Below are 24,384 nucleotides of genomic sequence, written 5' to 3'. Positions count from 1 at the left end.
CATTAATCATACAAATAAAACTCACAGACAAAAAAACCCGCCGTAGCGGGTTTTCAGGCTGCGTCCGATTAGTGTTCGAACATAGCCGAGATAGATTCTTCGTTGCTGATACGACGAATCGCTTCGGCCAGCATCCCGGAGAGGGTCAGGGTGCGCACGTTTGGCAGCGCCTTGATCTCATCACTTAACGGGATAGTGTCGCAAACCACAACTTCATCAATAACGGAGTTGCGCAGGTTGTTTACCGCATTACCCGAGAAGATAGGGTGTGTTGCATAAGCAAATACACGCTTAGCACCACGTTCTTTCAGGGCTTCCGCGGCTTTGCACAGGGTGCCGCCGGTATCGATCATGTCATCAACCAGCACGCAGTCGCGGCCAGCAACGTCACCGATGATGTGCATCACCTGAGAGACGTTAGCGCGCGGACGACGCTTGTCGATGATCGCCATGTCGGTGTCGTTCAGCAGTTTGGCAATAGCACGTGCGCGAACCACGCCGCCGATATCCGGAGAAACCACAATAGGATTGTCCAGGTTGAGATGCAGCATATCTTCGAGCAGGATTGGGCTGCCGAATACGTTATCAACCGGAACGTCGAAGAAGCCCTGGATCTGCTCAGCGTGCAGGTCAACCGTCAGAACACGGTCAACGCCTACGCTGGAGAGGAAGTCAGCAACAACTTTAGCGGTAATTGGCACACGCGCGGAGCGGACGCGACGGTCCTGGCGGGCATAGCCAAAGTAAGGGATAACAGCCGTGATACGGCCTGCAGAAGCACGGCGCAGGGCATCGACCATAACAACCAATTCCATCAGGTTGTCGTTCGTTGGAGCACAGGTGGACTGGATGATGAAAATATCACCACCGCGTACATTTTCGTTAATTTGTACGCTGACTTCGCCGTCGCTAAAGCGACCTACAGCGGCGTCGCCGAGAGAAGTGTACAGGCGGTTGGCAATACGTTGTGCTAGTTCCGGGGTGGCGTTACCAGCAAAAAGCTTCATATCAGGCACGAGAAGAACCTCAGGCATGCGTCCAGTGGTGGATAACCTTCGCCAAAAACTGTGCGGGCCAGGCGAACGCTATCCAGGCGGTGTATTAAAGAGCGCGATGCAACGTCTGGAACAGGGTGACGTTGTCACCGAAACTCAGGTTGCGCCAGAATGGCCTGTCGTAGCGGGGAGATGTTCACACCTCGCGCCACAAAACCGTGCAGCCATTCCGGGGCCAGCTCGAGCACCTGACGTGCAGCAGTCTCTGTGTCAAATTCAGCAAAGACACAGGCTCCTGTGCCAGTCAGGCGCGACGGCGCGTATTCTAACAGCCAGGAAAGCGCCGCATCAACCTCGCGAAAACGTTTTCTTGCGATATCCTCGCAATCATTGCTGAATTCACAATTTAATAACGTTTCTATTGACCGCACCGGCGTATTACGTGTTAGCCCCGGATCCTTGAAAATGACCGGCGTCGGAATGCTGACGCCAGGATGGGCCACCAGGTACCACTTTTCCGGCGGATTCACCGGCGTGAGCACTTCTCCCACCCCTTCGGCAAAGGCCGCGTGACCCCGCACGAAGACCGGGACATCGGCACCAAGAGTCAGGCCCAGTTCGGCCAGCTCATCGTCAGAGAGCCCGCAGCCCCAAAGATGATTCAACACCACCAGCACCGTAGCGGCGTTAGACGACCCGCCGCCCAGTCCACCGCCCATCGGCAGACGCTTCTCAACGCGAATATCCGCGCCGCTGCCGGCGGGCAGGCGACCGGACTGCTGCGCCGCGTTCATCAGCAGGCGCGCCGCACGCACAATCAGGTTGTCTTCGTTTTCCACCCCTTCAATAGGGGTCAGCAGGTTGAGTTGCCCATCCTGGCGCAACGCAACGGAGAGCGTGTCGCCATAATCAACAAACTGGAATAACGTCTGAAGCGTGTGATAACCATCGGCACGCTGTCCTGTAATGTATAAAAACAGGTTCAGTTTTGCAGGAGAGGGCCAGTGGGTCATCATTTGACAATCCAGTTATCCATTTTCAGCTTGATACGCTGGCTGCCCTCGGTCAGCTCCAGGCTGGAGGGTAGCGCCGTTTTGCCGCTATTGTCATAGCCGCCGTAAACCACTTTCCAGTTTTTACCGTTCTGGCTGTAATTTACCTGGCTCAGGCGATACTGGTCGTCGAGTTTGTAATCGGTGGCATCGCCCGGCAGACCCAGGATCCACTGACGCAGGCTGCTGATAGGGATCGGCATGCCGGTCAGCTTACCTATCATCTCTTCCGCGTCCGTTCCGCTATATTTCTGACCTTTATTGTCGGTGATCTGCACGGTACCGGGCTGGGCAAGCAGCTCCATTTCGGTGCTGCCCAGCGGGTTCAGCAGCAGCAGACGATAGCGATCCTGGCCGGTCTGTTGCCAGAAGAAGCGGGCGTAGACTTTCTGCTGATCGGACAGGTAGGCGAAGGCGCCACGGGTCTGGTATTGGTTTAACGAACGCACCTCTTGCTGATGCTGGCGCCACTGAGGCGAATCAGGGCTTTTACCCGGACCTTTTGGCGGAGTAATCGAACATGCAGTAAGCACCAGCGCGGCCAGGGGCAGCAGGCGAATCATTCTGGTCATAATGATGACAAATCCTTGAGATACGTGGCAGTTATAACTGTTAATGCTAGCGTCCCGTCGTGGTAGCGTCTACGTTCAAATTATCTCAAAGCGCGATCTAAGCTATTACTCCGAAAGGGGGCTGTCTCTTTTATTGATCTCGCGCATCCTGTATGATGCGACCTGCTAACCTTATTAACGCTGGTACTACTCCCGCTCACATGACCCTTTTAGCACTCGGTATTAACCACAAAACAGCCCCGGTTTCACTGCGAGAACGCGTTACGTTTTCGCCGGATAATCTCGACCAGGCGCTGGAGAGCCTCCTTGCCCAACCGATGGTGCAGGGCGGCGTGGTGCTGTCGACGTGCAACCGTACCGAGCTGTACCTGAGCGTAGAGGAGCAGGATAACCTGCACGAAGCGCTCATTCGCTGGCTATGTGAATACCATAATCTGAACGAAGATGAGCTGCGAAATAGCCTTTACTGGCACCACGACAACGACGCGGTCAGCCATTTAATGCGCGTCGCCAGCGGCCTGGATTCACTGGTGCTTGGCGAGCCGCAGATCCTCGGGCAGGTTAAAAAAGCCTTTGCGGATTCCCAGAAAGGGCATCTGAAGGCCAGCGAACTGGAGCGCATGTTCCAGAAATCATTCTCTGTCGCCAAGCGAGTGCGAACCGAAACCGACATTGGTGCCAGTGCGGTATCTGTTGCTTTTGCTGCCTGTACTCTGGCGCGTCAAATCTTTGAATCGCTCTCCACGGTCACCGTTTTACTGGTTGGCGCAGGGGAGACCATTGAACTGGTCGCCCGTCACCTGCGCGAACACAAAGTCAAAAAGATGATCATCGCCAACCGCACCCGCGAACGTGCGCAAGCGCTGGCAGAGGAGGTCGGGGCCGAAGTGGTCTCGTTGAGCGATATCGACGCGCGCCTGCAGGAGGCGGATATTATTATCAGCTCTACCGCCAGCCCGCTGCCTATTATTGGCAAAGGCATGGTGGAGCGCGCCCTAAAATCGCGTCGTAATCAGCCGATGCTGCTGGTGGACATCGCCGTCCCGCGCGATGTCGAACCGGAAGTAGGCAAGCTGGCTAACGCGTATTTATACAGCGTGGATGATCTGCAGAGCATCATTTCGCACAACCTTGCCCAGCGTAAGGCGGCGGCGGTGCAGGCAGAGACTATCGTCGAGCAAGAAACCAGCGAATTTATGGCCTGGCTGCGGGCACAAAGCGCCAGCCAGACTATCCGTGAATACCGTGGCCAGGCTGAACAGGTTCGCAATGAACTGACGGCAAAAGCGATGGCAGCCCTCGAACAGGGCGGCGATCCGCAGGTCATCATGCAGGATCTGGCGTGGAAACTGACGAATCGTCTTATCCATGCACCAACCAAATCACTTCAACAGGCCGCCCGTGACGGGGATGACGAACGCCTGAATATTCTGCGCGACAGCCTCGGGCTGGAATAGCGCCCTCTACCCCCAATTTTATAACAAGGTGCACTTACGCCTATGAAGCCCTCTATCGTCGCCAAACTGGAAGCTCTGCACGAGCGTCATGAAGAAGTTCAGGCTCTGCTCGGCGATGCCGCGACCATTGCCGATCAGGAGCGTTTTCGCGCTCTGTCGCGTGAATATGCGCAGCTCAGCGATGTTGCGCGTTGCTTTACCGCCTGGCAGCAGGTTCAGGAAGATATTGAAACGGCGCAGATGATGCTCGACGATCCGGAAATGCGCGAAATGGCGCAGGAAGAGCTGCAGGAGGCCAGGGCCCGTTCCGAAGAGATGGAACAAGAGCTGCAGGTGCTGTTGCTGCCAAAAGATCCGGACGACGAACGCAATGCGTTTGTGGAAGTGCGCGCCGGAACCGGCGGTGATGAAGCGGCGCTTTTTGCCGGCGATCTGTTCCGGATGTACAGCCGTTATGCGGAGTCCCGTCGCTGGCGCGTGGAGATCATGAGCGCCAGCGAGGGCGAACACGGTGGCTATAAAGAGGTGATCGCCAAGATCAGCGGCGACGGTGCCTATGGCCGTCTGAAGTTTGAATCTGGCGGCCATCGCGTGCAGCGCGTGCCGGCGACTGAATCTCAGGGCCGTATCCATACCTCCGCCTGCACCGTGGCGGTGATGCCGGAACTGCCTGAAGCGGAACTGCCGGACATCAACCCGGCCGATCTGCGTATCGATACCTTCCGCTCCTCCGGCGCGGGTGGCCAGCACGTTAACACCACCGATTCTGCAATCCGTATTACCCACCTGCCCACCGGGATCGTGGTGGAGTGTCAGGATGAACGTTCACAGCACAAAAACAAAGCCAAAGCGCTGTCGGTGCTGGGTGCGCGTATCCATGCGGCTGAGGTGGCAAAACGCCAGCAGGCTGAAGCCTCTACCCGCCGTAACCTGCTGGGTAGCGGCGATCGCAGCGATCGTAACCGTACCTACAACTTCCCGCAGGGTCGCGTGACTGACCACCGTATTAACCTCACCATCTACCGTCTGGATGAGACCATGGAAGGCAAGCTCGACGCCCTGATTGAGCCCATCGTGCAGGAGTACCAGGCCGATCAGCTGGCGGCGTTGGCAGAGCAGGATTAATGGATTTTCACCACTGGCTACAGCAGGCTATTGCAGCGCTGGCGGAGAGCGAAAGCCCCCGCCGCGACGCCGAGATCCTGCTGGAGCATGTGACCGGCAAGGCACGCACCTATATTCTCGCGTTCGGTGAAACGCCACTGACGGCTGAACAGCAGGCGCAGCTGGATGAACTGCTGGCCCGACGCAAAACCGGCGAGCCGGTGGCGCATCTGGTCGGCGAGCGTGAGTTCTGGTCGCTACCGCTGTATGTCTCTGCGGCCACGCTGATCCCGCGTCCGGATACCGAGTGTCTGGTGGAGCAGGCGCTGGCGCGTCTGCCTGCAACCCCCTGCGAGATTCTCGATCTCGGCACCGGTACCGGTGCTATCGCGTTGGCTCTGGCCAGCGAGCGGCCCGATTGCGCTATCACCGCCGTCGACCTGATGCCCGATGCGGTGGCGCTGGCGCAACGCAATGTGGCCCGCCACGCCTTAAGCAACGTCACCGTCCTTTGCAGTAGCTGGTTCAGTGCGCTGGGCAACCAGACATTCTCAATGATCGTCAGCAATCCGCCCTATATCGATGAGCTCGACCCGCATCTGTCGCAGGGCGATGTGCGCTTTGAGCCGCTGACCGCACTGGTGGCGGCCAATGCGGGGCTGGCCGATCTTGACCACATCATTACCAGAGCGCGTCACCACTTGCAGCCAGACGGCTGGCTGTTACTGGAGCATGGCTGGACGCAGGGCGAAGCGGTACGTGAACGCTTTTGTGCGGCAGGCTATACCTCGGTGGAGACCTGTCGTGACTACGGCGGCAATGAACGCCTGACGCTGGGAAAACGGGCATGAGTTTTAGTCTGTTAATCACCCTGCATATTTCTGCCGTGGTACTCACCATCAGTTTTTTCATCCTGCGGTACTGGTGGCGTTACAGCAATAATGCGCTGATAAACGCCCGCTGGGTACGCGTTGCGCCGCACTGCGTTGATACCGTCCTGTTTTTTTCCGGGGTCGGTTTAATGTGGAAAACGGGCTATCTACCCTTTATGCAAGAAGGGGGATGGCTGACTGAGAAGCTGTTTGGCGTTATCATCTACATCGTTTTGGGTTTTATTGCGCTGGGGCGACGTCGTCCGCGCAGCCAGCAGGCGGGGTTTATCGCCTTTTTGCTGGGGCTGGTGGTGCTGTACATCATCATTAAACTCGCCACCACAAGAATACCGTTACTGGGGTAAGTATGAAGTCCTTAGCCGATTTCGAATTTAACAAAGTGCCGTTGTGCGATGGAATGGTCCAGATATCCGAGATAATCCGCGATGATTTCAACGCGCAGTATGTCTACGATGAACTGGAACATCTCGCCAGCCTGGCGCGCGAAGAAATTAGCGAAGCACGTCCACAGGAGTGGCAACTGGAAAAGCTGATTTCGCTTTTCTATGGCGAATGGGGATTCGGCGATAAACGTGGCGTTTATCGTCTGTCGGATGCCCTGTGGCTGGACCAGGTTCTGAAACACCGCCAGGGAAGCGCGGTGTCGCTGGGGGCCATTTTCCTTTGGGTGGCCCACCGTCTGGATATTCCACTGGTGCCGGTCATTTTCCCGACGCAGATGATTCTGCGCGGCGAGTGGCTGGACGGCGAAATGTGGTTAATCAATCCCTTTAACGGCGAGACGCTCAACGAGCACACCCTCGACGTCTGGTTAAAGGGGAACATCAGCCCGGTGGCTGAGCTGTTCAATGAAGATCTGGACGAAGCCGACAACGCCGAGGTGATCCGCAAATTGCTGGATACCCTCAAGTCCGCACTGATGGAAGAGCGGCAGATGGAGCTGGCCTTACGGGCCAGTGAAGTGCTGTTACAGTTCAATCCGGAAGACCCTTATGAAATCCGCGATCGTGGCCTGATTTACGTTCAACTGGAGTGCGACCACGTCGCGCTGAACGATCTGAGCTATTTCGTGGAACAGTGCCCGGAAGATCCGATCAGCGAGATGATTCGCGCGCAGATCAACTCCATCGCGCACAAACCGATTACACTGCATTAATCATAATTCCGATTCACCTTTGAATAAGGCAATCCTATGAAACAAAAAGTGGTTAGCATTGGCGACATTAATGTAGCGAACGACCTGCCGTTCGTGCTGTTCGGCGGCATGAACGTTCTGGAGTCTCGTGACCTCGCCATGCGTATCTGCGAACACTACGTGACCGTGACCCAGAAGCTGGGCATCCCGTATGTGTTCAAAGCCTCTTTTGATAAAGCCAACCGCTCCTCTATTCACTCTTACCGTGGCCCGGGCCTGGAAGAGGGGATGAAAATTTTCCAGGAGCTGAAGCAGACTTTCGGCGTGAAGATCATTACCGACGTACACGAATCCGCACAGGCGCAGCCAGTCGCAGACGTGGTTGACGTCATTCAGCTGCCTGCGTTCCTTGCCCGTCAGACCGACCTGGTCGAAGCGATGGCGAAGACCGGCGCCGTAATTAACGTGAAGAAGCCGCAGTTCGTAAGCCCTGGTCAGATGGGGAATATCGTCGATAAGTTCATCGAAGGCGGTAACGACAAGGTTATTCTGTGTGACCGTGGGGCGAACTTCGGTTATGACAACCTGGTTGTCGATATGCTGGGCTTTGGCGTCATGAAGAACGTCTCTAACCAGTCGCCGGTGATCTTTGACGTCACCCACGCGCTGCAGTGCCGCGACCCGTTTGGTGCCGCCTCTGGCGGCCGTCGCGCCCAGGTGACTGAACTGGCGCGCGCCGGGATGGCAACCGGTCTGGCCGGTCTGTTTATCGAAGCGCACCCGGATCCAGCCAACGCAAAATGCGACGGCCCGTCCGCGCTGCCGTTGGATAAGCTGGAGCCATTCCTGAAACAGATCAAAGCGATTGACGATCTGGTCAAGAACTTTGAAGAGCTGGATACCAGCAACTAATAAAAAAACCCGCCTCGGCGGGTTTTTTTTGGCCTGAAGCCAGGTACGCACTCAGGCGAATATTGTCATCAGGTAGGCGGCAAACAGGGCCATATGCGCGGCACCGTTCAGCACGTTGGTACGCCCGGTAGAGAAGGAAATCTGGCACAGCAGCAGCGAGGCGACCATTACGATCATCTCTGGTGCGCCCAGAGCGAACTGCAGCTCATTGCCGGTGATAAAGGCAATCAGGGTCACCACGGGTACCGTCAGGGAGATGGTGGCGAGCACTGAACCGAAGAAGAGGTTCATGGCGCGCTGCACCTGGTTATTTAATACCGCTTTCAGCGCACCCAGCCCTTCCGGGGAGAGTATCAACAGCGCCACCAGGAAGCCGGTAAAGGCCACCGGCGCGTTCAGCTCAGTGAGCAGCGCCTCCAGCGGATTGGCATTCATTTTGGTCACCGCAATCACGGCAATCAGGTGCACGATTAGCCAGACGGCATGCCACAGGCTACTGTGGGCGGAAGGCTTACCGTGGTGCGGATCGTCGCCGTCATCTTCATGTTCATAGACGAACAGACTCTGGTGCGTTTTGGTCTGAATAAGCAGGAACACGCCATACATGGCCGCCGAGATCAGCGCCACCAGCAGGGCTTGCCCGGTGGTGAAGTTGCCGCCCGGTAACGCCATCGGAAAGACCAGCACAATAATCGCCAGCGGGAAGAGGGCGATCAGATACTGTTTGATTCCGAACAGGTTCATATACTGGGTGGCAAATTTGCGCCCACCCAGCAGCAGCGAAAAGCCCACCAGGCCGCCGGTCACAATCATGATGATGGAATAGAGCGTATCGCGCATTAATGTCGGCGCGGCGTCGCCCGTCGCCATCAGCGCGGAAATCAGGCTAACTTCCAGAATAACAACGGAAAGGCTTAAAATGAGCGAGCCGTAAGGTTCGCCGAGACGGTGGGCCAGAACATCCGCATGGCGTACCACGCTGAATGCGCTAGAAAGGATCCCCACCAGCGCCAGGATATTAATGCCGATGACCACTGGCAGTGACTGTGTGCTTCCCCAGAAGTACAGCACAGCCAGTGCCAGCACCGGGAAAATGAGTGACGTCTCCTTGTGGCGGGTCTTAACCGCCTCATGTGTGGTTGTCATGTGTTTCTCCATCAATGCAGGTGCTTGTAATTATAGATAGAAACTGAAGGTCAATAAGTTAACAGAATTCAGTCAATTTCTGATGATGCTTTACTTGATTTTACGGTTTTTAAGTTTTTTAGAGCAAAGAAGCTATTATTCAGCATCTTTTCTAAATAAATAATGAATAACAATTAATTATAAATCGTTTTCGAACAGTTACTTTCTTTTTCTGGCGCCATTTGGCGTTGTCTACCACACTTAATAAGTTCAGAAAAAGAGAGGTTCACAATGCCCTATAAATCAAAAAGCGATTTACCCGATAGTGTTCAGCATGTGCTTCCTGCCCATGCGCAGGAGATCTATAAAGAGGCCTTCAATAGCGCCTGGGATCAATATAAAGATAAGGATGATCGCCGGGGTGATGACAGCCGGGAGGAGACGGCGCATAAGGTCGCCTGGGCCGCCGTCAAACAGGATTACGAGAAGGGAGAGGACGATAAGTGGCATAAAAAGCGCTAAACGCGCGTCAGGCGTGAGCGCTATCACACCGCAACACTGCAAACTTTGACGAATAAGGCGATTAATCTACCGCCGGGTTGCAAGCGGCGAGGGAATTGCATATCGTCACTGGAACTGCTTTCTAAATGAGCAGTAAAAAGACCTGGATGGTTCAAAAAAAGTTGTCGCAAGGAGGCATGCAGTGGCGGAGGTGCAATGTGTTAACGCGAGATTTCTTAATGAAGGCCGATTGCAAAACGGCCTTCGGTGCGATTGAAGAGTCGCTTCTCTGGTCGGCTGAACAGCGTGCGGCGTCGCTTGCGGCCACGCTGGCCTGCCGTCCGGACGCGGGTCCGGTCTGGATCTTCGGCTATGGTTCGTTAATGTGGAACCCGGCGCTGGAATTTGTCGAGTCGGCCACCGGTACGCTACCGGGCTGGCACCGTGCGTTCTGTCTGCGCCTGACGGCAGGACGCGGTAGCGCCTGTCAGCCGGGACGCATGCTTGCACTGAAAGAGGGCGGACGCACCACGGGGGTGGCCTACCGTCTACCCGATACCGCTCTTGAAGAGGAGCTGGCGCTGCTGTGGAAACGCGAGATGATCACCGGCTGCTATATGCCGAGCTGGTGCAAACTGGAACTTGACGATGGTCGTACCGTTAACGCGCTGGTGTTCATTATGGATCCGCGGCATCCTCTGTATGAATCTGATACCCGCACGCAGGTTATCGCCCCATTGATCGCTGCCGCCAGCGGGCCGCTGGGCACGAACGCACAATATCTTTTCTCACTCGACCAGGAGCTGACGCGTCTGGGAATGCAGGATGAGTGTCTGAATGAGCTGGTAATGAAGGTGCGAGCGTTACTGGACTGTACCCCGCCGGAGAGCCATCTGCGCCCCGGTTACGCCTGAAAAAACGCCCGGTAAGCCGGGCGTTTTCGCATTAAGCAGCCACAAAACTAATCGAGTGCTCCAGCGACTGGCTATGGCTATCGATTAATACCTCCCAGGTGCCGGTATAGGGCACCGTCAGCCAGGCATTATCCCGGTTTTGTACGCTGAGTATATCTGCCTGCGTTTTCTGCGGCGCCTTGCTGTTCATCAGATGGATATGACAACGCTCTGAGCAGCGCACCACCACCGTATCCCCACCAAAGAGTTTTAAACTTGTTTTCACCAGTGCCATTTTTTACCCCGTTATGCGAAAAAACGCGCTCCCTGCGGTTAATCCTGAGCGTGATGTTGTTCACAATCCACTCGCTGCATAACACCAAAGGGGTGGGGTTGGAGTGCTGATTTTGATCAAAAAAAAGAATAAGCCTTAAACAAAAATGACAATCTTTCTGAAAGGGCTTCACTGACGCGCATTTTCACGGTGAATGCGCGTCAGATTAAGATTAAATGCGGAAATGCCCGGCCGTTTCAGCCAGTTCGCCCGCCTGGCCCTGCAGTGCGCTGGCGGCAGCGGCAGATTGTACAACCAGCTCGGCGTTCTGCTGCACCATCCGGTCAAGATGATTCACCGCGTGGTTAATCTCCTGAATCCCTTTCATCTGCTCGTGAGTGGCGACGGTGATCTGGTGCATGATGCCGGACACACTGCCGATACTGGCCACGATCTCCTGCATGCTCTCACCCGCCAGGTGCACATAACGCGAGCCGGTAGCCACACTCTGGGTGGTTGAGTCGATCAGGGATTTGATCTCTTTCGCCGCCTGGGCGCTGCGGCTGGCCAGATTACGCACTTCGCCCGCCACCACAGCAAACCCACGCCCTTGCTCACCGGCGCGCGCCGCTTCCACCGAGGCATTCAGCGCCAGAATATTGGTCTGGAAGGCAATACCGTCGATGACGCTGGTGATATCCCCAATTTTGGCCGAGGCGCTCTCAATAGACTGCATGGTGGTGATCGCCTGAGACACCACATTGCCACCGCGCGAGGCGGCTTCGGTGGCACGGGAGGCCTGATCGTTTGCTTGTACCGCCGACTCCGTCGACTGCGCCACCGAGGCGGTGATCTGCTCGACAGCGCTGGCGGTTTCACGCAGGCTTGAGGCCGCCTGCTCGGTGCGGCCAGAAAGGTCGTGGTTCCCGGCGGCAATCTCCTGGGCGGCGGTTTTCACCGACGCGCTGGCGTCGCGCAGCTGGGCCATCACCACCGACAGCTTGTCGCTAAAGGCGTTAAAGGCGTGGGCAATCTCGGCCACTTCGTCCTGGCCTTGCTCTGGCAGGCGCTGGGAGAGATCGTTGGTGCCGTTGGCGATGGCGTGCATGGCGTCGCGAATTTCCGACAGGCGTTTAAGCAGGCGGGCAATGGTGACGTGCACTACCGCGCCGGCGAGCAGGATCAAAATCACCAGCGACAGGGCGGAGGCTTTCAGCATCGAGCGCATACCGCTGGTGGCATCGTGCTGATCCAAAGCCACCACCAGCATCCACTGGGTACCCGGGATCGGCGTGGCGGCAAAGTTCTTCTCGGCGCCTTTCAGCAGGCCGGTAGAGGTTTCCCCTTTTTTCAGGGCATTGAGGTCGGCACCGCTGATGGCTTCTGCAAAGGGTTTCAGCGTCAGAGCCGGATCGCTGGCGGCAATGACGCTGCCATCGCTGTTGACCAGCAGGCCGCTGCTGGCCGGCGTGGGATGGATCTCGCGCACGTTCGCCACCACGCTGTCCATCACCACATCCCCCGCCACGACGGCTTTCAGCGTCCCGTTCTCTTTAACCGGTACTGCGAAGGTGACCACCAGTTTACCGGTGCCGGCATCCACGTAGGGGGCCGTTACCGCCGGTGCGTCGGCATTCAGCACCTGCTGATACCACGGGCGTACGGTGGGGTCGTAATCGGCGGGCACGCCGGTCGGGTCAGAAAATTTCGCGGTTTTCGTCGCATAGCCCACATAGACGTTACTAAAACCCGCTGCCAGCGCCAGCTGTTTGAAGACCGGTACTGGATCTTCGGTCAGGGCCACGTTTTGCAGGGAGGTAATTGCGGTCATTTTGGTCGCAACCCAGTCGCCAATGGCGAGGCTATGACTAGAGCCGCTGCTGGCGAGCATATCGCGCTGTGTTTGCAGGTTATCCAGGCGGGTGACCTGGTAGTTGATTACGGTGTTAAGAAGTAACGCGACGAACAGACACCCGACTGCCGCCGCGATAATGCGTGCGCGAATTGACCTGAACATAAGTGAAATACCTGCTGAGTGATTGTAAAGAGCCTATCGGCAACCCAGAGGCAAACTTGATGCTGCAACCGCGTCCATAAGAAAAATATATCTACTGAAGGTTATTATTAGAAAGTTAATACTTTATCGGCGGACAGAGTCCACTGCGCCAGCTCAACCAGCGTCCCGATCTCCACGCCGTCAATCAGCGGTAGCGCCGTGATGCCACGCCCATCGGTGCAAGTTTTGCAGAGTTTAACCGGCACATTTTGCGCCGTCAGGATCTCCAGCATTTGCTGAATGTTATACCCCTCCGCAGGCTTCTGGCCGCGCAGCCCTGCCGTGACCGCATCAGACATTAAAAACAGCTTCAGCTCCGGCGCGTTGTCCTGTTCACGCAGGGCGATGGCCAGACGCAGGCTGTTGAACAGGGATTCACTTCCGTAGGCCGCCCCGTTGGCGATAATCACGATCTTCTGCATAATTTCTCCTGTTAAATGATAAGGCACGGTTATTGCTTACTGATCCTGATACCACCGACCCGGGAGAGTAAGCATGATGAAAATAACGGGCAGTCCACCCGGCGCCACCGAATGGTTACAGCACGCAAAATTGATGCGTAAACAGCAGCTGTGCAAACTGGCACAGCTGGGTACGCTGGTCAGCCGCATTAGCCATCTGGCGCATATGCTCCAGTGCGAACGCGGCGCCTCGAATATCTGGCTCTGTTCACAGGGTGCGCTGTATGCCCCGGAGTGTAAAGCCAGCCGCGCGCTGGTGGATGAACAGCTGCTCGCTTTACAGCAGGCGCTGGGCTCACCGCTGATGGCCAGCGCCGCGCTCTGTGAGCGCGTGGCCCATGCCCTGCATCATCTTGAACAGTTGCCCACCCTGCGCGAACAGATTATGGCCCGCACCCTGGCGGCTGACCGCGCCATGGAGCACTATAGCCGCACGCTGCGCCACCTGCTCAGTATCGTGCCGCAACTCAATGATAGCATTGACGATCCGCAAATCGCGGGCCGTTTTGTTGCCCTTTATAGTCTGATGCAGGGCAAAGAGCTGGTCGGGCAGGAGCGGGCGCTGGGGGCCATCGGCTTTACGCAGGGCTTCTTCAGCGACGAGATGCGCCAGACGCTGGTGGACCGCATCGATGGCCAGCAGGCCTGCTTTGACGTTTTTCTCTCACTTACCCCTCAGCAGTTGCAGGAGCATTTCACCTTAAGCACCCCCGGCGCGGAGGCGGAACAGCTGCGTCGTCTGGCCTGCACCCGACAGCCTGCTGCGGACAACGGCGTGCTGGCCCTGCACTGGTTTTCACTGCTGACCGAGCGGCTGGAACACCTGCGCAGCCAGGAAGAGCTGCTCATTGCCGATCTGATGATTGCCGTCGATCGGCTGATTACCCACGCCGAGGACTACCCGCCGGAAGCTGCGGCGGTCAATGAGCCCCTCGGCCACTATCCTGTTCAGCCACTCTTACCGCTGGTTCGCCAGCAGGCGCGCGAGATAGAGCAGCTATCGCAGCAGCTGGCATCGATGCGCGACACCCTGGAGGAGCGCAAGATCATCGATAAAGCCAAAAGCGTGCTGATGACTCATCAGCAGATGAGCGAAGATCAGGCCTGGTGTCAGCTGCGTAAGATAGCGATGGACAAGAACCAGCGCATGGTGGATATCGCCCGGGCGCTGCTCACCGTTAAGGCACTCTGGCAGGTAACACCAAAAGAGTAGTTGCACGGTCTGTGGGCATTTGCTGCATGGTTGGGGTGCGTTTTGCTTCCGCCTGGCGTGAAAAAGCCCGGAAATGAAGCCGTTAAAAGCTGGCATCACCTTTGCATTAACTCATTAACCATTTTTCGACGACGTGCCAACGGCGGCGCGTCAGTCTTCGGGATAAAGGCGTCCTGCAGTGCTTCGGCACTGTCGGACGCTTTTTTTTGGCTTTTTTTCAGGAGTGGGCATGGTGGAGTGGACGAGACGGCGATTTTTACAGGCCAGCGCGCTGGCAGGCGGGGCGATGATGTTACCCGGCATCATGCAGGCGGCCTGGGCTGCAGGCTCAGATAAGCCAGAACTGGAAACCGTACGCGTCGGATTTATTCCGCTGACGGACTGCGCCCCGGTGGCTATCGCGGCCCTCAAAGGGTTCGATAAAAAATATGGGATCACCATCGTGCCCACCAAAGAGGCGAGCTGGGCGGCGGTGCGAGACAAGCTGGTCGCGGGCGAGCTGGACGCGGCCCACATTCTCTATGGCCTGCTGTATGGCCTGGAGCTGGGGATTGCCGGTAAGGCCACGCCGATGGCGAACCTGATGACCCTGAACCAGAACGGCCAGGCTATTACCCTGTCGATGGATCTGGCGGAGCAGGGGATACGGGATGCCGAAGGGCTGCACAAGCAGGTCTCGCAGCAGGCGCCGGGGACCTACACCTTCGCCCATACCTTTCCCACCGGCACGCATGCCATGTGGCTCTACTACTGGCTGGCAAGCGCGGGAATTAACCCCTTTAACGATGTGCGCACCGTGGTGGTGCCGCCCCCGCAGATGGTGATGAACATGCGCATCGGCAACATGGTGGGCTTTTGCGTCGGCGAGCCGTGGAACGCCCGCGCCATCAACGACCGAATTGGTTTTACCGCCGCCACCAGCCAGGCGATCTGGCCAGATCACCCTGAAAAAATTCTTGGTACCCGCAGCGCATGGGTAGCGCAGCACCCCAATACCGCCCGGGCGCTGGTCTGTGCCGTAATGGAGGCGCAACGCTGGATCGACGCCTCGCCGGAGAATAAACGCGAAACCGCGCAAATTCTTGCCCGCCGGGCCTGGCTCAATACGAAAGAGCAGTATCTCACGGGCCGAATGTTGGGGGCGTACGATAACGGCCTTGGCGACCGCTGGCAGGATAGTCACCCGATCCGCTTTTTTGACGAGGGGGCAGTCAGCTATCCCTGGCACTCCGATGGCATGTGGTTTTTGACCCAGTTCCGCCGTTGGGGGTTGTTGAAAAGCGACCCGGACTATGCCGCTCTCGCCAGCCGCATCAATCGCACTGATATCTGGCAGGAGGCCGCCACGGCAGTCGGCGGGATCACCGCACCCACTTCACCCATGCGCAGTAGCACCCTGATGGACGGCACCGTCTGGAACGGAACCGATCCGAAAGCCTATGCCCGCAATTTTGCCATTCACCGTACGGAGGCCTGATATGAAACATCTGCAAAACACCAAAGCGGCGGTGGAGACGCCCGTCACCGGGGAAGTCATTACGCTGCCGCCGGTTCAGGTGCGTCGGCGCGCCCCGGCATTTGCCCGCCGAATGAACGGTTTTTTACAACAGCTTATCCCGGCCGTACTGGGTCTTGGGTTGCTGGTGCTCTGCTGGCAGCTGGCCGCCATCAACAGTAAAGGTTTCCCTACGCCGCTCAGCACTCTGGAGTCGGCGCGAACCCTGTTTGCAGATCCGTTCTATCGTGACGGGCCAAACGACATGGGTATCGGCTGGAATGTGCTGGCCTCGCTGCAGCGCGTGGCGGTGGGGTTCGGCCTCGCCGCGCTGGTGGGGATCCCTCTTGGCTTCCTGATTGGCCGTTTTGTCTTCTTCTCACGCATGTTCACCCCGCTTGTCGCGCTGCTGCGCCCGGTCAGTCCGCTGGCCTGGCTGCCGATTGGTCTGCTGCTATTCCAGAAAGCCGAACCGGCCTCCAGCTGGACCATTTTTATCTGCTCTATCTGGCCGATGGTGATCAACACCGCCGAGGGGGTACGCCGCATACCGGAGGACTACCTCAACGTGGCGCGGGTGCTGCAACTCTCCGAGTGGACCGTGATGCGCCGCATTCTCTTCCCCGCCGTATTGCCTGCGGTACTCACCGGGGTGCGCCTCTCAATTGGTATTGCCTGGCTGGTGATTGTCGCCGCCGAGATGCTAACCGGCGGACTGGGTATCGGCTTCTGGATCTGGAACGAGTGGAACAACCTCAACGTTGAAAACATTCTCATCGCCATCGTCATTATCGGCGTGGTCGGGTTACTGCTGGAGCAGGGGCTAATGCTCATCGCCCGCCGCTTCAGCTGGCAGGATAAATAAGGAGCGCACATGAAACCATTAATTCAGGTCCAGGCCGTTAGCCAGCGTTTTTCCACCGCCAGCGGCGAGTTTCTGGCGCTGCAGAATGTCTCGTTCGATATCCACGAAGGGGAAACTGTCAGCCTGATTGGCCACTCCGGCTGCGGGAAATCGACGCTGCTAAATCTGATTGCCGGGATTACGTTGCCCACCGAAGGGGGACTGATTTGCGATAACCGCGAAATTGCCGGGCCGGGGCCGGAGCGGGCGGTGGTCTTCCAGAATCACTCTCTGCTGCCGTGGCTCACCTGCTTCGACAATGTGGCGCTGGCGGTGGATCAGGTCTTTCGCCGCACCATGAGCAAGGCTGAGCGTAAAGAGTGGATTGAGCACAATCTCGACCGCGTGCAGATGGGGCACGCCCTGCACAAGCGCCCGGGGGAGATCTCGGGCGGTATGAAGCAGCGTGTCGGCATCGCCCGGGCGCTGGCCATGAAGCCAAAAGTCCTGCTAATGGATGAGCCGTTCGGCGCGCTTGATGCCCTGACCCGTGCCCATCTGCAGGACTCCGTGATGAACATTCAGCAGGCGCTTAACACCACCATTGTGTTGATTACTCACGACGTCGACGAGGCGGTGCTGCTCTCGGACCGGGTGCTGATGATGACCAACGGCCCGGCGGCGACGGTGGGGGAGATCCTGCGCGTCGACCTGCCGCGCCCGCGCAACCGGGTGCAGCTGGCGGACGATAGCCGGTATCACCACATGCGTCAGCAGATCCTGCACTTTCTCTACGAAAAACAGCCGAAAGCGGCCTGAGGACTCTCTATGCGACTGGTCATCATCGGCAACGGCATGGCGGCAACGCGACTGATTGAGGCACTGACAGCCCGTGCTCCAGGTCGCTTTACTATCACCGCGATCGGCGATGAGCCGTGTCACGCCTATAACCGCATTCAGCTTTCACCGGTACTGGGGGGCGAGAAGGCGTTTGCCGACATCGGTTATCACGATGACGACTGGTATCAACAGCGCGGGGTCGAGGTCATCAACGGCGAGCAGGTGGTTCGGGTCGATATCGCGGCCCGTTTACTTCATACCGATGCGCGTAGTCTGGCGTGGGATGAACTTGTATTCGCCACCGGCTCGCAGCCCATCGTGCCGCCGATCCCGGGCAGTCACCATCCGCATGTTTTTACCTTTCGTACCCAGGCCGATGTTGAAGCCATTCTCTCGACCCCTGGCCCTGCGGTGGTGCTGGGCGGCGGGGTGCTCGGCGTTGAAGCCGCCGCGGCGTTGAAACGAAGCTGTGACAACGTCACTTTAGTGCATCGCGGCCCCTGGCTGATGGATCAGCAGCTGGATCAGCAGGCCGGGGCCTTGCTGGAAGAGGCCCTGAGCGAGCGCGGTATTCACAGCGAGCTGGAGTGCGCCATCCGCGAGATCCACCCCCAGCACGTCACGCTCAGCACCGGGCGAGACCTCTGTGCCACCCGCGTGCTACTGGCGACGGGAGTGAAACCCCGTATCGCGCTGGCCCAGGAGAGCGGGGTCCCGTGCGGGCGCGGCATCCTGGTGAACCAGCAGATGCAGAGCGCCATTGAGGGCGTTAGCGCCATTGGCGAATGTTGCGAACTGGACGGCCAGACCTGGGGAGTGGTCGCCCCTTGTCTGGCGCAGGCGGAGGTGCTGGCGGCGCGGCTGGCAGGGGAAGATGGCGCACCCTTTGCCGCCTCTGAAAGCGGAATGCGCCTGAAGGTGACAGAGATTGAGCTCTTCAGCGCCGGTCAGGTCGCGGCCGGAGAGGGGGATGCCCTCTGGACCAGCTGGGATCCCCTGACCCGGCACTATCGTCGATTACTGATCCGCGACGGCAGGCTTGCGGGCGTGCTGTTGCTGGGAGAGTGCCGCAGCGCGGCAACCTTCACGGACTTACTGGCTCAGTCAGAACCCGCCCAGGCGGACTGGCTGTTCGATCGATTCACAACGCAGCCGCAGGTTGCAGGAAAGAACGCTATGACAAAACCAACGTTGGTGGTGGTAGGGCACGGTATGGTCGGTCACCATTTTCTGGAAGAGTGCGTAAAACACAATCTGCATCAGCAATACCAGATAGTGGTCTTTGGCGAGGAGCGATACGCCGCCTATGACCGCGTGCATCTTTCTGACTATTTTGCCGGACGCAGCGCCGACTCTCTGTCGATGGTTGAGGGGGATTTCTTTGCCAGGCATGGGATCGAACTGCGCCTTTCCCAGCAGGTGGTGGCGATCGATCGCGATGCGCGCGTCGTGCGGTCTGCCTCGGGGCATGAAACCCACTGGGACAAGCTGGTCCTGGCGACAGGCTCTTATCCCTTTGTGCCGCCGGTGCCGGGGCATGATCTACCGGGCTGCTTTGTCTACCGTACCCTCGACGATCTGGACCAGATCGCCGCGCAGGCCAAAAATTCGCGTACCGGGGTGGTCATTGGCGGCGGGCTGCTGGGGCTCGAAGCCGCCAACGCCCTGAAACAGCTTGGACTGGAAACGCATGTGGTGGAGTTTGCCCCCAATCTGATGGCGGTGCAGCTCGACAACGACGGGGCAGCTATGCTGCGACGCAAAATCGAAGCCCTCGGGGTAGGGGTACACACCAGCAAAGCGACCAGCGAAATTGCCATGACGCAGGCCGGTCTGGTGCTGCGCTTTGCCGACGGCGGCGAGCTGGCGACCGATATGGTGGTCTTCTCGGCGGGGATCCGCCCCCAGGACGCCCTGGCCCGGGCGAGCGGGCTTCAGCTCGGCGAACGCGGCGGAATTTGCATTGATAACCAGTGCCGCACGCCGGATAAGGATATCTATGCGATTGGTGAATGCGCCCTGTGGGAGGGCAAGATCTACGGGCTGGTCGCCCCGGGTTATCAGATGGCCCGCGTAGCCGCCGCCACCCTTGCCGGTGAAGAGAGCGGTTTTACCGGGGCGGATATGAGCACCAAGCTCAAGCTGCTGGGGGTGGATGTCGCCTCGTTTGGCGATGCACACGGTCGCACGCCGGGCGCTCTGTGCTATCAGTGGATGCACGGCCCGCAGCAAATCTATAAAAAAATCGTGGTCAGCGCCGACAACAAAACCCTGCTGGGGGGCGTGCTGGTAGGCGATGCAGCAGAGTACGCCACCCTGGTGCAGATGATGCTCAACGGCATTGCGCTGCCGAAAGATCCCGAGACCCTGATCCTGCCCGCCAGCACCGGGAACGCGCCGAAAGCCCTCGGCGTGGCGGCGCTGCCGGAGAGCGCGCAAATCTGTTCCTGTCATAACGTCAGCAAAGGGGATATCTGCCAGGCGGTCAGCAGCGGCGCGGGCGATATGGGAGCCATCAAGCAGTGCACCAAAGCGGCCACCGGCTGCGGCGGCTGCAGCGCGCTGGTGAAGCAGGTGATGGAGTACCAACTGGCGGCCCAGGGTGTGGAGGTGAAAAAAGATATTTGTGAACACTTCCCCTACTCGCGCCAGGAGATCTACCACCTGGTTCGCGTCAACCGCATCCATACCTTTGATCAGCTGATTAGCCGCTACGGCAGGGGCCACGGGTGTGAAATCTGTAAACCGCTGGTGGGATCGGTACTGGCCTCGTGCTGGAACGAATACCTGCTGAAGCCGGCGCATCTGCCCCTGCAGGACACCAACGATCGCTACTTCGCCAATATTCAGAAAGATGGCACCTACTCGGTGGTGCCGCGGATGGCCGCCGGAGAGGTGACGGCGGACGGGCTGATCGCCATCGGACAGATCGCCAAACGTTATCAACTCTATAGCAAAATCACCGGTGGGCAGCGTATCGATCTCTTTGGTGCCCGGCTGGATCAGTTGCCGGACATCTGGCGCGAACTGGTTGCGGCGGGCTTCGAAACCGGGCATGCCTACGGTAAATCGCTACGCACCGTCAAATCCTGCGTGGGGTCGACCTGGTGCCGTTACGGGGTGCAGAACTCCACCGGCCTCGCCGTCACCCTGGAGAATCGCTACAAGGGATTGCGTGCTCCGCACAAAATCAAAATGGCCGTCTCCGGCTGTACGCGCGAGTGCGCTGAAGCCCAGAGCAAAGACGTGGGGGTGATTGCCACCGATAAGGGCTGGAATCTCTATCTGTGCGGCAATGGCGGCATGAAGCCGCGCCATGCCGATCTCTTCGCCAGCGATCTTGACGACGCGACCCTGATCCGTCTGGTGGATCGCTTCCTGATGTTCTATATCCGCACCGCCGATCGTCTGCAGCGTACCAGTACCTGGATGGATAACCTTGAAGGAGGGCTGGAATATCTCCGGGAGGTGATCATAGAAGACAGCCTCGGTATTGCCGCGGAGCTGGAGCAAGAGATGGCGCGCGTAGTGGATACCTACCAGTGCGAATGGCAAACCACCCTTGGCGATCCTCACCGTCTGGCTCTGTTCCGCAGCCAGGTTAACGAGGCGGCACCGGTTCAGCACAAACGCTGGCAGGCGATCTGCGGGATTGACGAGATCCCTGAGCAGGCCGGAATTGGCGCCCGACTGGGTGAACAACAGATTGCGCTGTTCCGTTTTGGCAAAGCGGTCTATGCGCTGGACGATCTGGAGCCGGGCAGCAGCGCGAATGTGCTGTCGCGCGGTATTCTGGGCGACGCGGGCGGCGAGCCGGTGGTGATTTCGCCACTCTATAAAACGCGCATTCGCCTGCGCGATGGCCGCCAGTGTGATACCGGGGAGCAGGCCGTACGCGCCTGGCCGGTTAAAATCGAAGGCAATCAGGTGTGGGTCAGCAGCGAAGCGCTGCTCATGCGCGCGGAGGCCTCATGAGTGAAACCCGAACCACCTGTCCCTACTGCGGCGTAGGCTGCGGCGTAGTGGCCCGCGTTGAGGCGGGTTCCATCACCGTGCGGGGTGATGAGCAGCACCCGGCCAACTTTGGGCGGCTGTGCGTCAAAGGTTCTGCGCTCGGGGAGACCACGGGATTAGCAGGCCGGTTATTGCAACCAGAGCTGGATAACCAGCCGGTGAGCTGGCCCCGGGCGCTGGATGCGGCGGGTCAGCGGCTGCGTGAAATTATTGACCGCTTCGGCCCGCAGGCAGTGGCGTTTTATGCCTCGGGCCAGCTGTTGACGGAAGACTACTACGCTGCCAACAAGCTCATGAAGGGATTCATCGGCGCCGCCAACATCGACACCAACTCACGGCTCTGCATGTCGTCAGCGGTGGTAGGCTACAAGCGCGCCTTTGGGGAAGATATGGTGCCGTGCAGTTATCAGGACATCGAAAACAGCGATCTGGTGGTGCTGGCAGGCTCGAACGCCGCCTGGACCCATCCGGTGCTCTATCAACGTCTGGTGCAGGCGCGCGCGGCGAACCCGGCGATGAAGGTGGTGGTTATCGATCCCCGCCGTACCGCTACCTGCGATATCGCCGACCTGCATATTAAACTGGCGCCGGGCAGCGACGCGGGCCTCTTTGTCGGCTTGCTCAATGCGCTTGGCGCGGGCGATAGCGAGGCCCAACAGCAAGCGCGCGACTGGCCTGTGAGCCGGGTGGCGGCCTTCTGCGAACTGCCCACCAGGGTCGTGGAGACCTTCTATCAGTGGTTTATCGCCGCCCCGCGGGCCATTACGCTCTACACCATGGGTATTAACCAGTCCGCCAGCGGCAGCGACAAATGCAATACCATCATCAACGTCCATATTGCCAGCGGCAAAATCGATCGCGAAGGGTGCGGCCCCTTTTCGCTGACCGGACAGCCAAATGCGATGGGGGGCCGCGAGGTGGGCGGGCTGGCCAATCAGCTGGCGGCACACATGAATTTTGAGCCGGACGATCTTAGCCGGGTGGCCCGCTTCTGGGGTACAGAGCGGCTGGCGCAAACGCCGGGGTTGATGGCGGTAGAGTTGTTTGATGCCATCGCCCGGGGTGAGGTGAAGGCGGTCTGGATCATGGGCACCAATCCGGCGGTGTCGCTGCCCGATAGCCACACGGTGTGCCAGGCGCTGGCTGCCTGTCCGCTGGTGATCGTCTCTGAGGTGATGCGCGACACCGACACCAGCCGTTTCGCCCATGTGCGTTTTCCGGCGCTGGGCTGGGGCGAAAAGGAGGGCACCGTCACCAACTCCGAGCGGCGTATCTCGCGCCAGCGGGCGTTTTTGCCCGCCCCAGGCGAGGCGAAACCCGACTGGTGGATTATCGCCCGTATCGCAGAGCAGCTTGGGCACGGCGCGGCCTTTAGCTGGCAACATCCCCATGAAATCTTCTGTGAACATGCCGCGCTCACCGCATTCGAAAACCCGGGCACGCGGGCGCTGAATCTGGGAGCGCTGGCAAATCTGAGCCGGGAACAGTGGGATACGCTCACCCCCTGGCAGTGGCCGCTGGACAGGGCGCGCCTGCAACGGGCGCAGCTGGTGGCGGTTACGCCGCAGCGGCACGGCGCCACGCCAGACGCGCTGTACCCCTTCATTCTTAACAGCGGGCGGGTGCGCGATCAGTGGCATACCATGACCCGCACCGGTTACGTAGCCAGATTAATGCAGCACTGCGACGAACCGACGGTGGAGGTAAGTGTCAGCGATGCCGCACGCCTGGGGCTGCACGACGATCGTCTGGCCCGCATCAGCTCCCCTCGCGGGGTGATGGTGGCCCGGATCCGCGTCAGCACGGCCCTGCGCGACAGCGAGCTCTTCGCCCCTATGCACTGGAACAGCGTCTTTGCCCGTCAGGGGAAGATCAACGCGCTGGTGGAAGGGCGGCGCGATCCGCTCTCCGGTCAGCCAGAGTGCAAACAGACTGCGGTTCGGGTCATGCCCTGGCAGCCGGGGTGGCAGGGGGAGCTCTACAGCCGCGAGGCGCCGGAACTGCCCGGTTATGTCACCTGGTGGCGTAAAGCGGCAACCGGTGTGCAGCGGTTTACGCTGGCCGCGGACCGACCGCTGCTGGAGGAGCTAATGAATCACTGCAGCGCTCGCGGCTGGCAACTGCAGGTGGCCCAGAGCGGGACGCAGAGTAACCTGCTGGCCTGGCACAATGGCGCGCTGATGCTGGGGTTCTGGAGCGGCACCGAACGCCCTGAACTGGCGCATCAGGCTATTAGCGAAGCCTTTGACCAGCCGCCCCGGACGCTGGATGCCCGGCATGCTCTGCTCAGTGGGCAGGGGGCGAACGAGCGCCCCGCGCAGGGGCGCATCGTCTGCAGCTGTTTTAGCGTCGGGGAGGAGGCGATCCGTCAGGCGATTGCCGGGGGATGTGAGTCGGCAATCGCCCTGGGCGCCGCACTGCGCTGTGGCACCAACTGCGGCTCCTGCATTCCGGAGCTAAAAGGGCTGCTGGCGCAGTGTCAGGTTATTCCTGAAAATTCCCCTTAAGGCTGCAAAAGGCGTCACAAAACGTTAAAGTATGGGGGTGT

General features: G+C 58.8%; 21 protein-coding genes. 14 read left to right on the top strand and 7 right to left on the bottom strand.

Going from position 1 to position 24,384, the window contains the following annotated elements:
* Positions 1 to 68: 68 nt before the first annotated feature.
* From prs to lolB, 3 genes are all read right to left on the bottom strand, one after another.
* Positions 69 to 1,016 (bottom strand): ribose-phosphate diphosphokinase, encoded by a 948-nt coding sequence (prs, locus tag WFN75_RS08670; protein ID WP_040078464.1) that lies wholly within the window; start codon positions 1,014 to 1,016, stop codon positions 69 to 71.
* A gap of 125 nt (positions 1,017 to 1,141) precedes the next feature.
* Entirely contained in the window at positions 1,142 to 2,011 is an 870-nt protein-coding gene (gene ispE, locus WFN75_RS08665; protein ID WP_336996030.1) for a 4-(cytidine 5'-diphospho)-2-C-methyl-D-erythritol kinase, read from the bottom strand.
* Positions 2,008 to 2,619, bottom strand: coding sequence for a lipoprotein insertase outer membrane protein LolB (gene lolB / locus WFN75_RS08660; protein ID WP_336996029.1), 612 nt, complete (start codon positions 2,617 to 2,619; stop codon positions 2,008 to 2,010). Before lolB ends, ispE begins: the two co-directional genes overlap by 4 nt.
* Positions 2,620 to 2,819: 200 nt before the next feature.
* Here lolB and hemA point away from each other — a divergent pair, with 200 nt between their 5' ends.
* Genes hemA through kdsA form a run of 6 tightly spaced genes read left to right on the top strand, consistent with a single transcriptional unit; the run spans position 2,820 to position 8,120 of the window.
* A complete protein-coding gene (gene hemA, locus WFN75_RS08655) occupies positions 2,820 to 4,076 on the top strand; it encodes a glutamyl-tRNA reductase (RefSeq protein ID WP_040075233.1) in 1,257 nt (418 codons plus the stop codon).
* 42 nt (positions 4,077 to 4,118) lie between these two features.
* The gene (gene prfA / locus WFN75_RS08650; RefSeq protein WP_046885179.1) at positions 4,119 to 5,201 is read left to right on the top strand and encodes a peptide chain release factor 1; all 1,083 of its coding nucleotides are present in this window, start codon (positions 4,119 to 4,121) and stop codon (positions 5,199 to 5,201) included.
* Entirely contained in the window at positions 5,201 to 6,031 is an 831-nt protein-coding gene (prmC, locus tag WFN75_RS08645; protein ID WP_336996028.1) for a peptide chain release factor N(5)-glutamine methyltransferase, read from the top strand. Before prfA ends, prmC begins: the two co-directional genes overlap by 1 nt.
* Positions 6,028 to 6,417 (top strand): invasion regulator SirB2, encoded by a 390-nt coding sequence (gene sirB2, locus WFN75_RS08640; protein WP_336996027.1) that lies wholly within the window; start codon positions 6,028 to 6,030, stop codon positions 6,415 to 6,417. Before prmC ends, sirB2 begins: the two co-directional genes overlap by 4 nt.
* A 2-nt stretch (positions 6,418 to 6,419) precedes the next feature.
* A complete protein-coding gene (gene sirB1 / locus WFN75_RS08635; protein WP_040075237.1) occupies positions 6,420 to 7,229 on the top strand; it encodes an invasion regulator SirB1 in 810 nt (269 codons plus the stop codon).
* A 36-nt stretch (positions 7,230 to 7,265) separates the two neighbouring features.
* The gene (kdsA, locus tag WFN75_RS08630; protein WP_040075238.1) at positions 7,266 to 8,120 is read left to right on the top strand and encodes a 3-deoxy-8-phosphooctulonate synthase; all 855 of its coding nucleotides are present in this window, start codon (positions 7,266 to 7,268) and stop codon (positions 8,118 to 8,120) included.
* 51 nt (positions 8,121 to 8,171) lie between these two features.
* Here kdsA and chaA read toward each other — a convergent pair whose 3' ends face one another.
* Positions 8,172 to 9,266 (bottom strand): sodium-potassium/proton antiporter ChaA, encoded by a 1,095-nt coding sequence (chaA, locus tag WFN75_RS08625; RefSeq protein ID WP_046885182.1) that lies wholly within the window; start codon positions 9,264 to 9,266, stop codon positions 8,172 to 8,174.
* Positions 9,267 to 9,536: 270 nt separating this feature from the next.
* Here chaA and chaB point away from each other — a divergent pair, with 270 nt between their 5' ends.
* Positions 9,537 to 9,767, top strand: a complete 231-nt coding sequence (gene chaB, locus WFN75_RS08620) for a putative cation transport regulator ChaB (RefSeq protein ID WP_046885183.1) — start codon at positions 9,537 to 9,539, stop codon at positions 9,765 to 9,767.
* A 197-nt stretch (positions 9,768 to 9,964) separates the two neighbouring features.
* Positions 9,965 to 10,660 carry a gamma-glutamylcyclotransferase gene (locus WFN75_RS08615; RefSeq protein ID WP_040075242.1) on the top strand — a complete coding sequence of 232 codons (696 nt, stop codon included), beginning with the start codon at positions 9,965 to 9,967 and terminating at the stop codon, positions 10,658 to 10,660.
* A gap of 31 nt (positions 10,661 to 10,691) precedes the next feature.
* Here the strand turns inward: WFN75_RS08615 and WFN75_RS08610 are convergent, their stop codons facing one another.
* From WFN75_RS08610 to WFN75_RS08600, 3 genes are all read right to left on the bottom strand, one after another.
* The gene (locus WFN75_RS08610) at positions 10,692 to 10,934 is read right to left on the bottom strand and encodes a DUF1883 domain-containing protein (RefSeq protein ID WP_040075243.1); all 243 of its coding nucleotides are present in this window, start codon (positions 10,932 to 10,934) and stop codon (positions 10,692 to 10,694) included.
* Between the two features lie 211 nt (positions 10,935 to 11,145).
* Positions 11,146 to 12,930, bottom strand: coding sequence for a methyl-accepting chemotaxis protein (locus tag WFN75_RS08605; RefSeq protein WP_046885185.1), 1,785 nt, complete (start codon positions 12,928 to 12,930; stop codon positions 11,146 to 11,148).
* A gap of 107 nt (positions 12,931 to 13,037) precedes the next feature.
* Entirely contained in the window at positions 13,038 to 13,391 is a 354-nt protein-coding gene (locus WFN75_RS08600) for a DsrE/DsrF/TusD sulfur relay family protein (protein ID WP_040075245.1), read from the bottom strand.
* A 73-nt stretch (positions 13,392 to 13,464) separates the two neighbouring features.
* Between WFN75_RS08600 and nasR the strand changes: the two genes are divergently transcribed.
* From nasR to WFN75_RS08570, 6 genes are all read left to right on the top strand, one after another.
* Positions 13,465 to 14,643, top strand: coding sequence for a nitrate regulatory protein NasR (nasR, locus tag WFN75_RS08595; RefSeq protein ID WP_336996026.1), 1,179 nt, complete (start codon positions 13,465 to 13,467; stop codon positions 14,641 to 14,643).
* Between the two features lie 229 nt (positions 14,644 to 14,872).
* Positions 14,873 to 16,120 (top strand): CmpA/NrtA family ABC transporter substrate-binding protein, encoded by a 1,248-nt coding sequence (locus WFN75_RS08590; RefSeq protein ID WP_336996025.1) that lies wholly within the window; start codon positions 14,873 to 14,875, stop codon positions 16,118 to 16,120.
* A gap of 1 nt (position 16,121) precedes the next feature.
* Positions 16,122 to 17,003 (top strand): nitrate ABC transporter permease, encoded by an 882-nt coding sequence (gene ntrB, locus WFN75_RS08585; RefSeq protein WP_040075249.1) that lies wholly within the window; start codon positions 16,122 to 16,124, stop codon positions 17,001 to 17,003.
* 9 nt (positions 17,004 to 17,012) lie between these two features.
* Positions 17,013 to 17,801, top strand: a complete 789-nt coding sequence (locus tag WFN75_RS08580; protein WP_040075250.1) for an ABC transporter ATP-binding protein — start codon at positions 17,013 to 17,015, stop codon at positions 17,799 to 17,801.
* Between the two features lie 9 nt (positions 17,802 to 17,810).
* Positions 17,811 to 21,797 (top strand): nitrite reductase large subunit NirB, encoded by a 3,987-nt coding sequence (nirB, locus tag WFN75_RS08575; RefSeq protein ID WP_336996024.1) that lies wholly within the window; start codon positions 17,811 to 17,813, stop codon positions 21,795 to 21,797.
* On the top strand, positions 21,794 to 24,343 hold the full coding sequence (locus tag WFN75_RS08570; protein ID WP_336996023.1) for a nitrate reductase: 2,550 nt from the start codon (positions 21,794 to 21,796) through the stop codon (positions 24,341 to 24,343). The genes nirB and WFN75_RS08570 overlap by 4 nt, the downstream gene beginning before the upstream one ends.
* Positions 24,344 to 24,384: the final 41 nt, after the last annotated feature.

This window comes from Leclercia sp. UBA7405 (assembly GCF_037152215.1).
In the GTDB taxonomy this organism is placed as follows: Bacteria; Pseudomonadota; Gammaproteobacteria; order Enterobacterales; family Enterobacteriaceae; genus Enterobacter; species Enterobacter pneumoniae.
The sequence above is the reverse complement of the archived record's forward strand: the minus strand, read 5'-3'. Positions and strand labels throughout refer to the sequence as shown.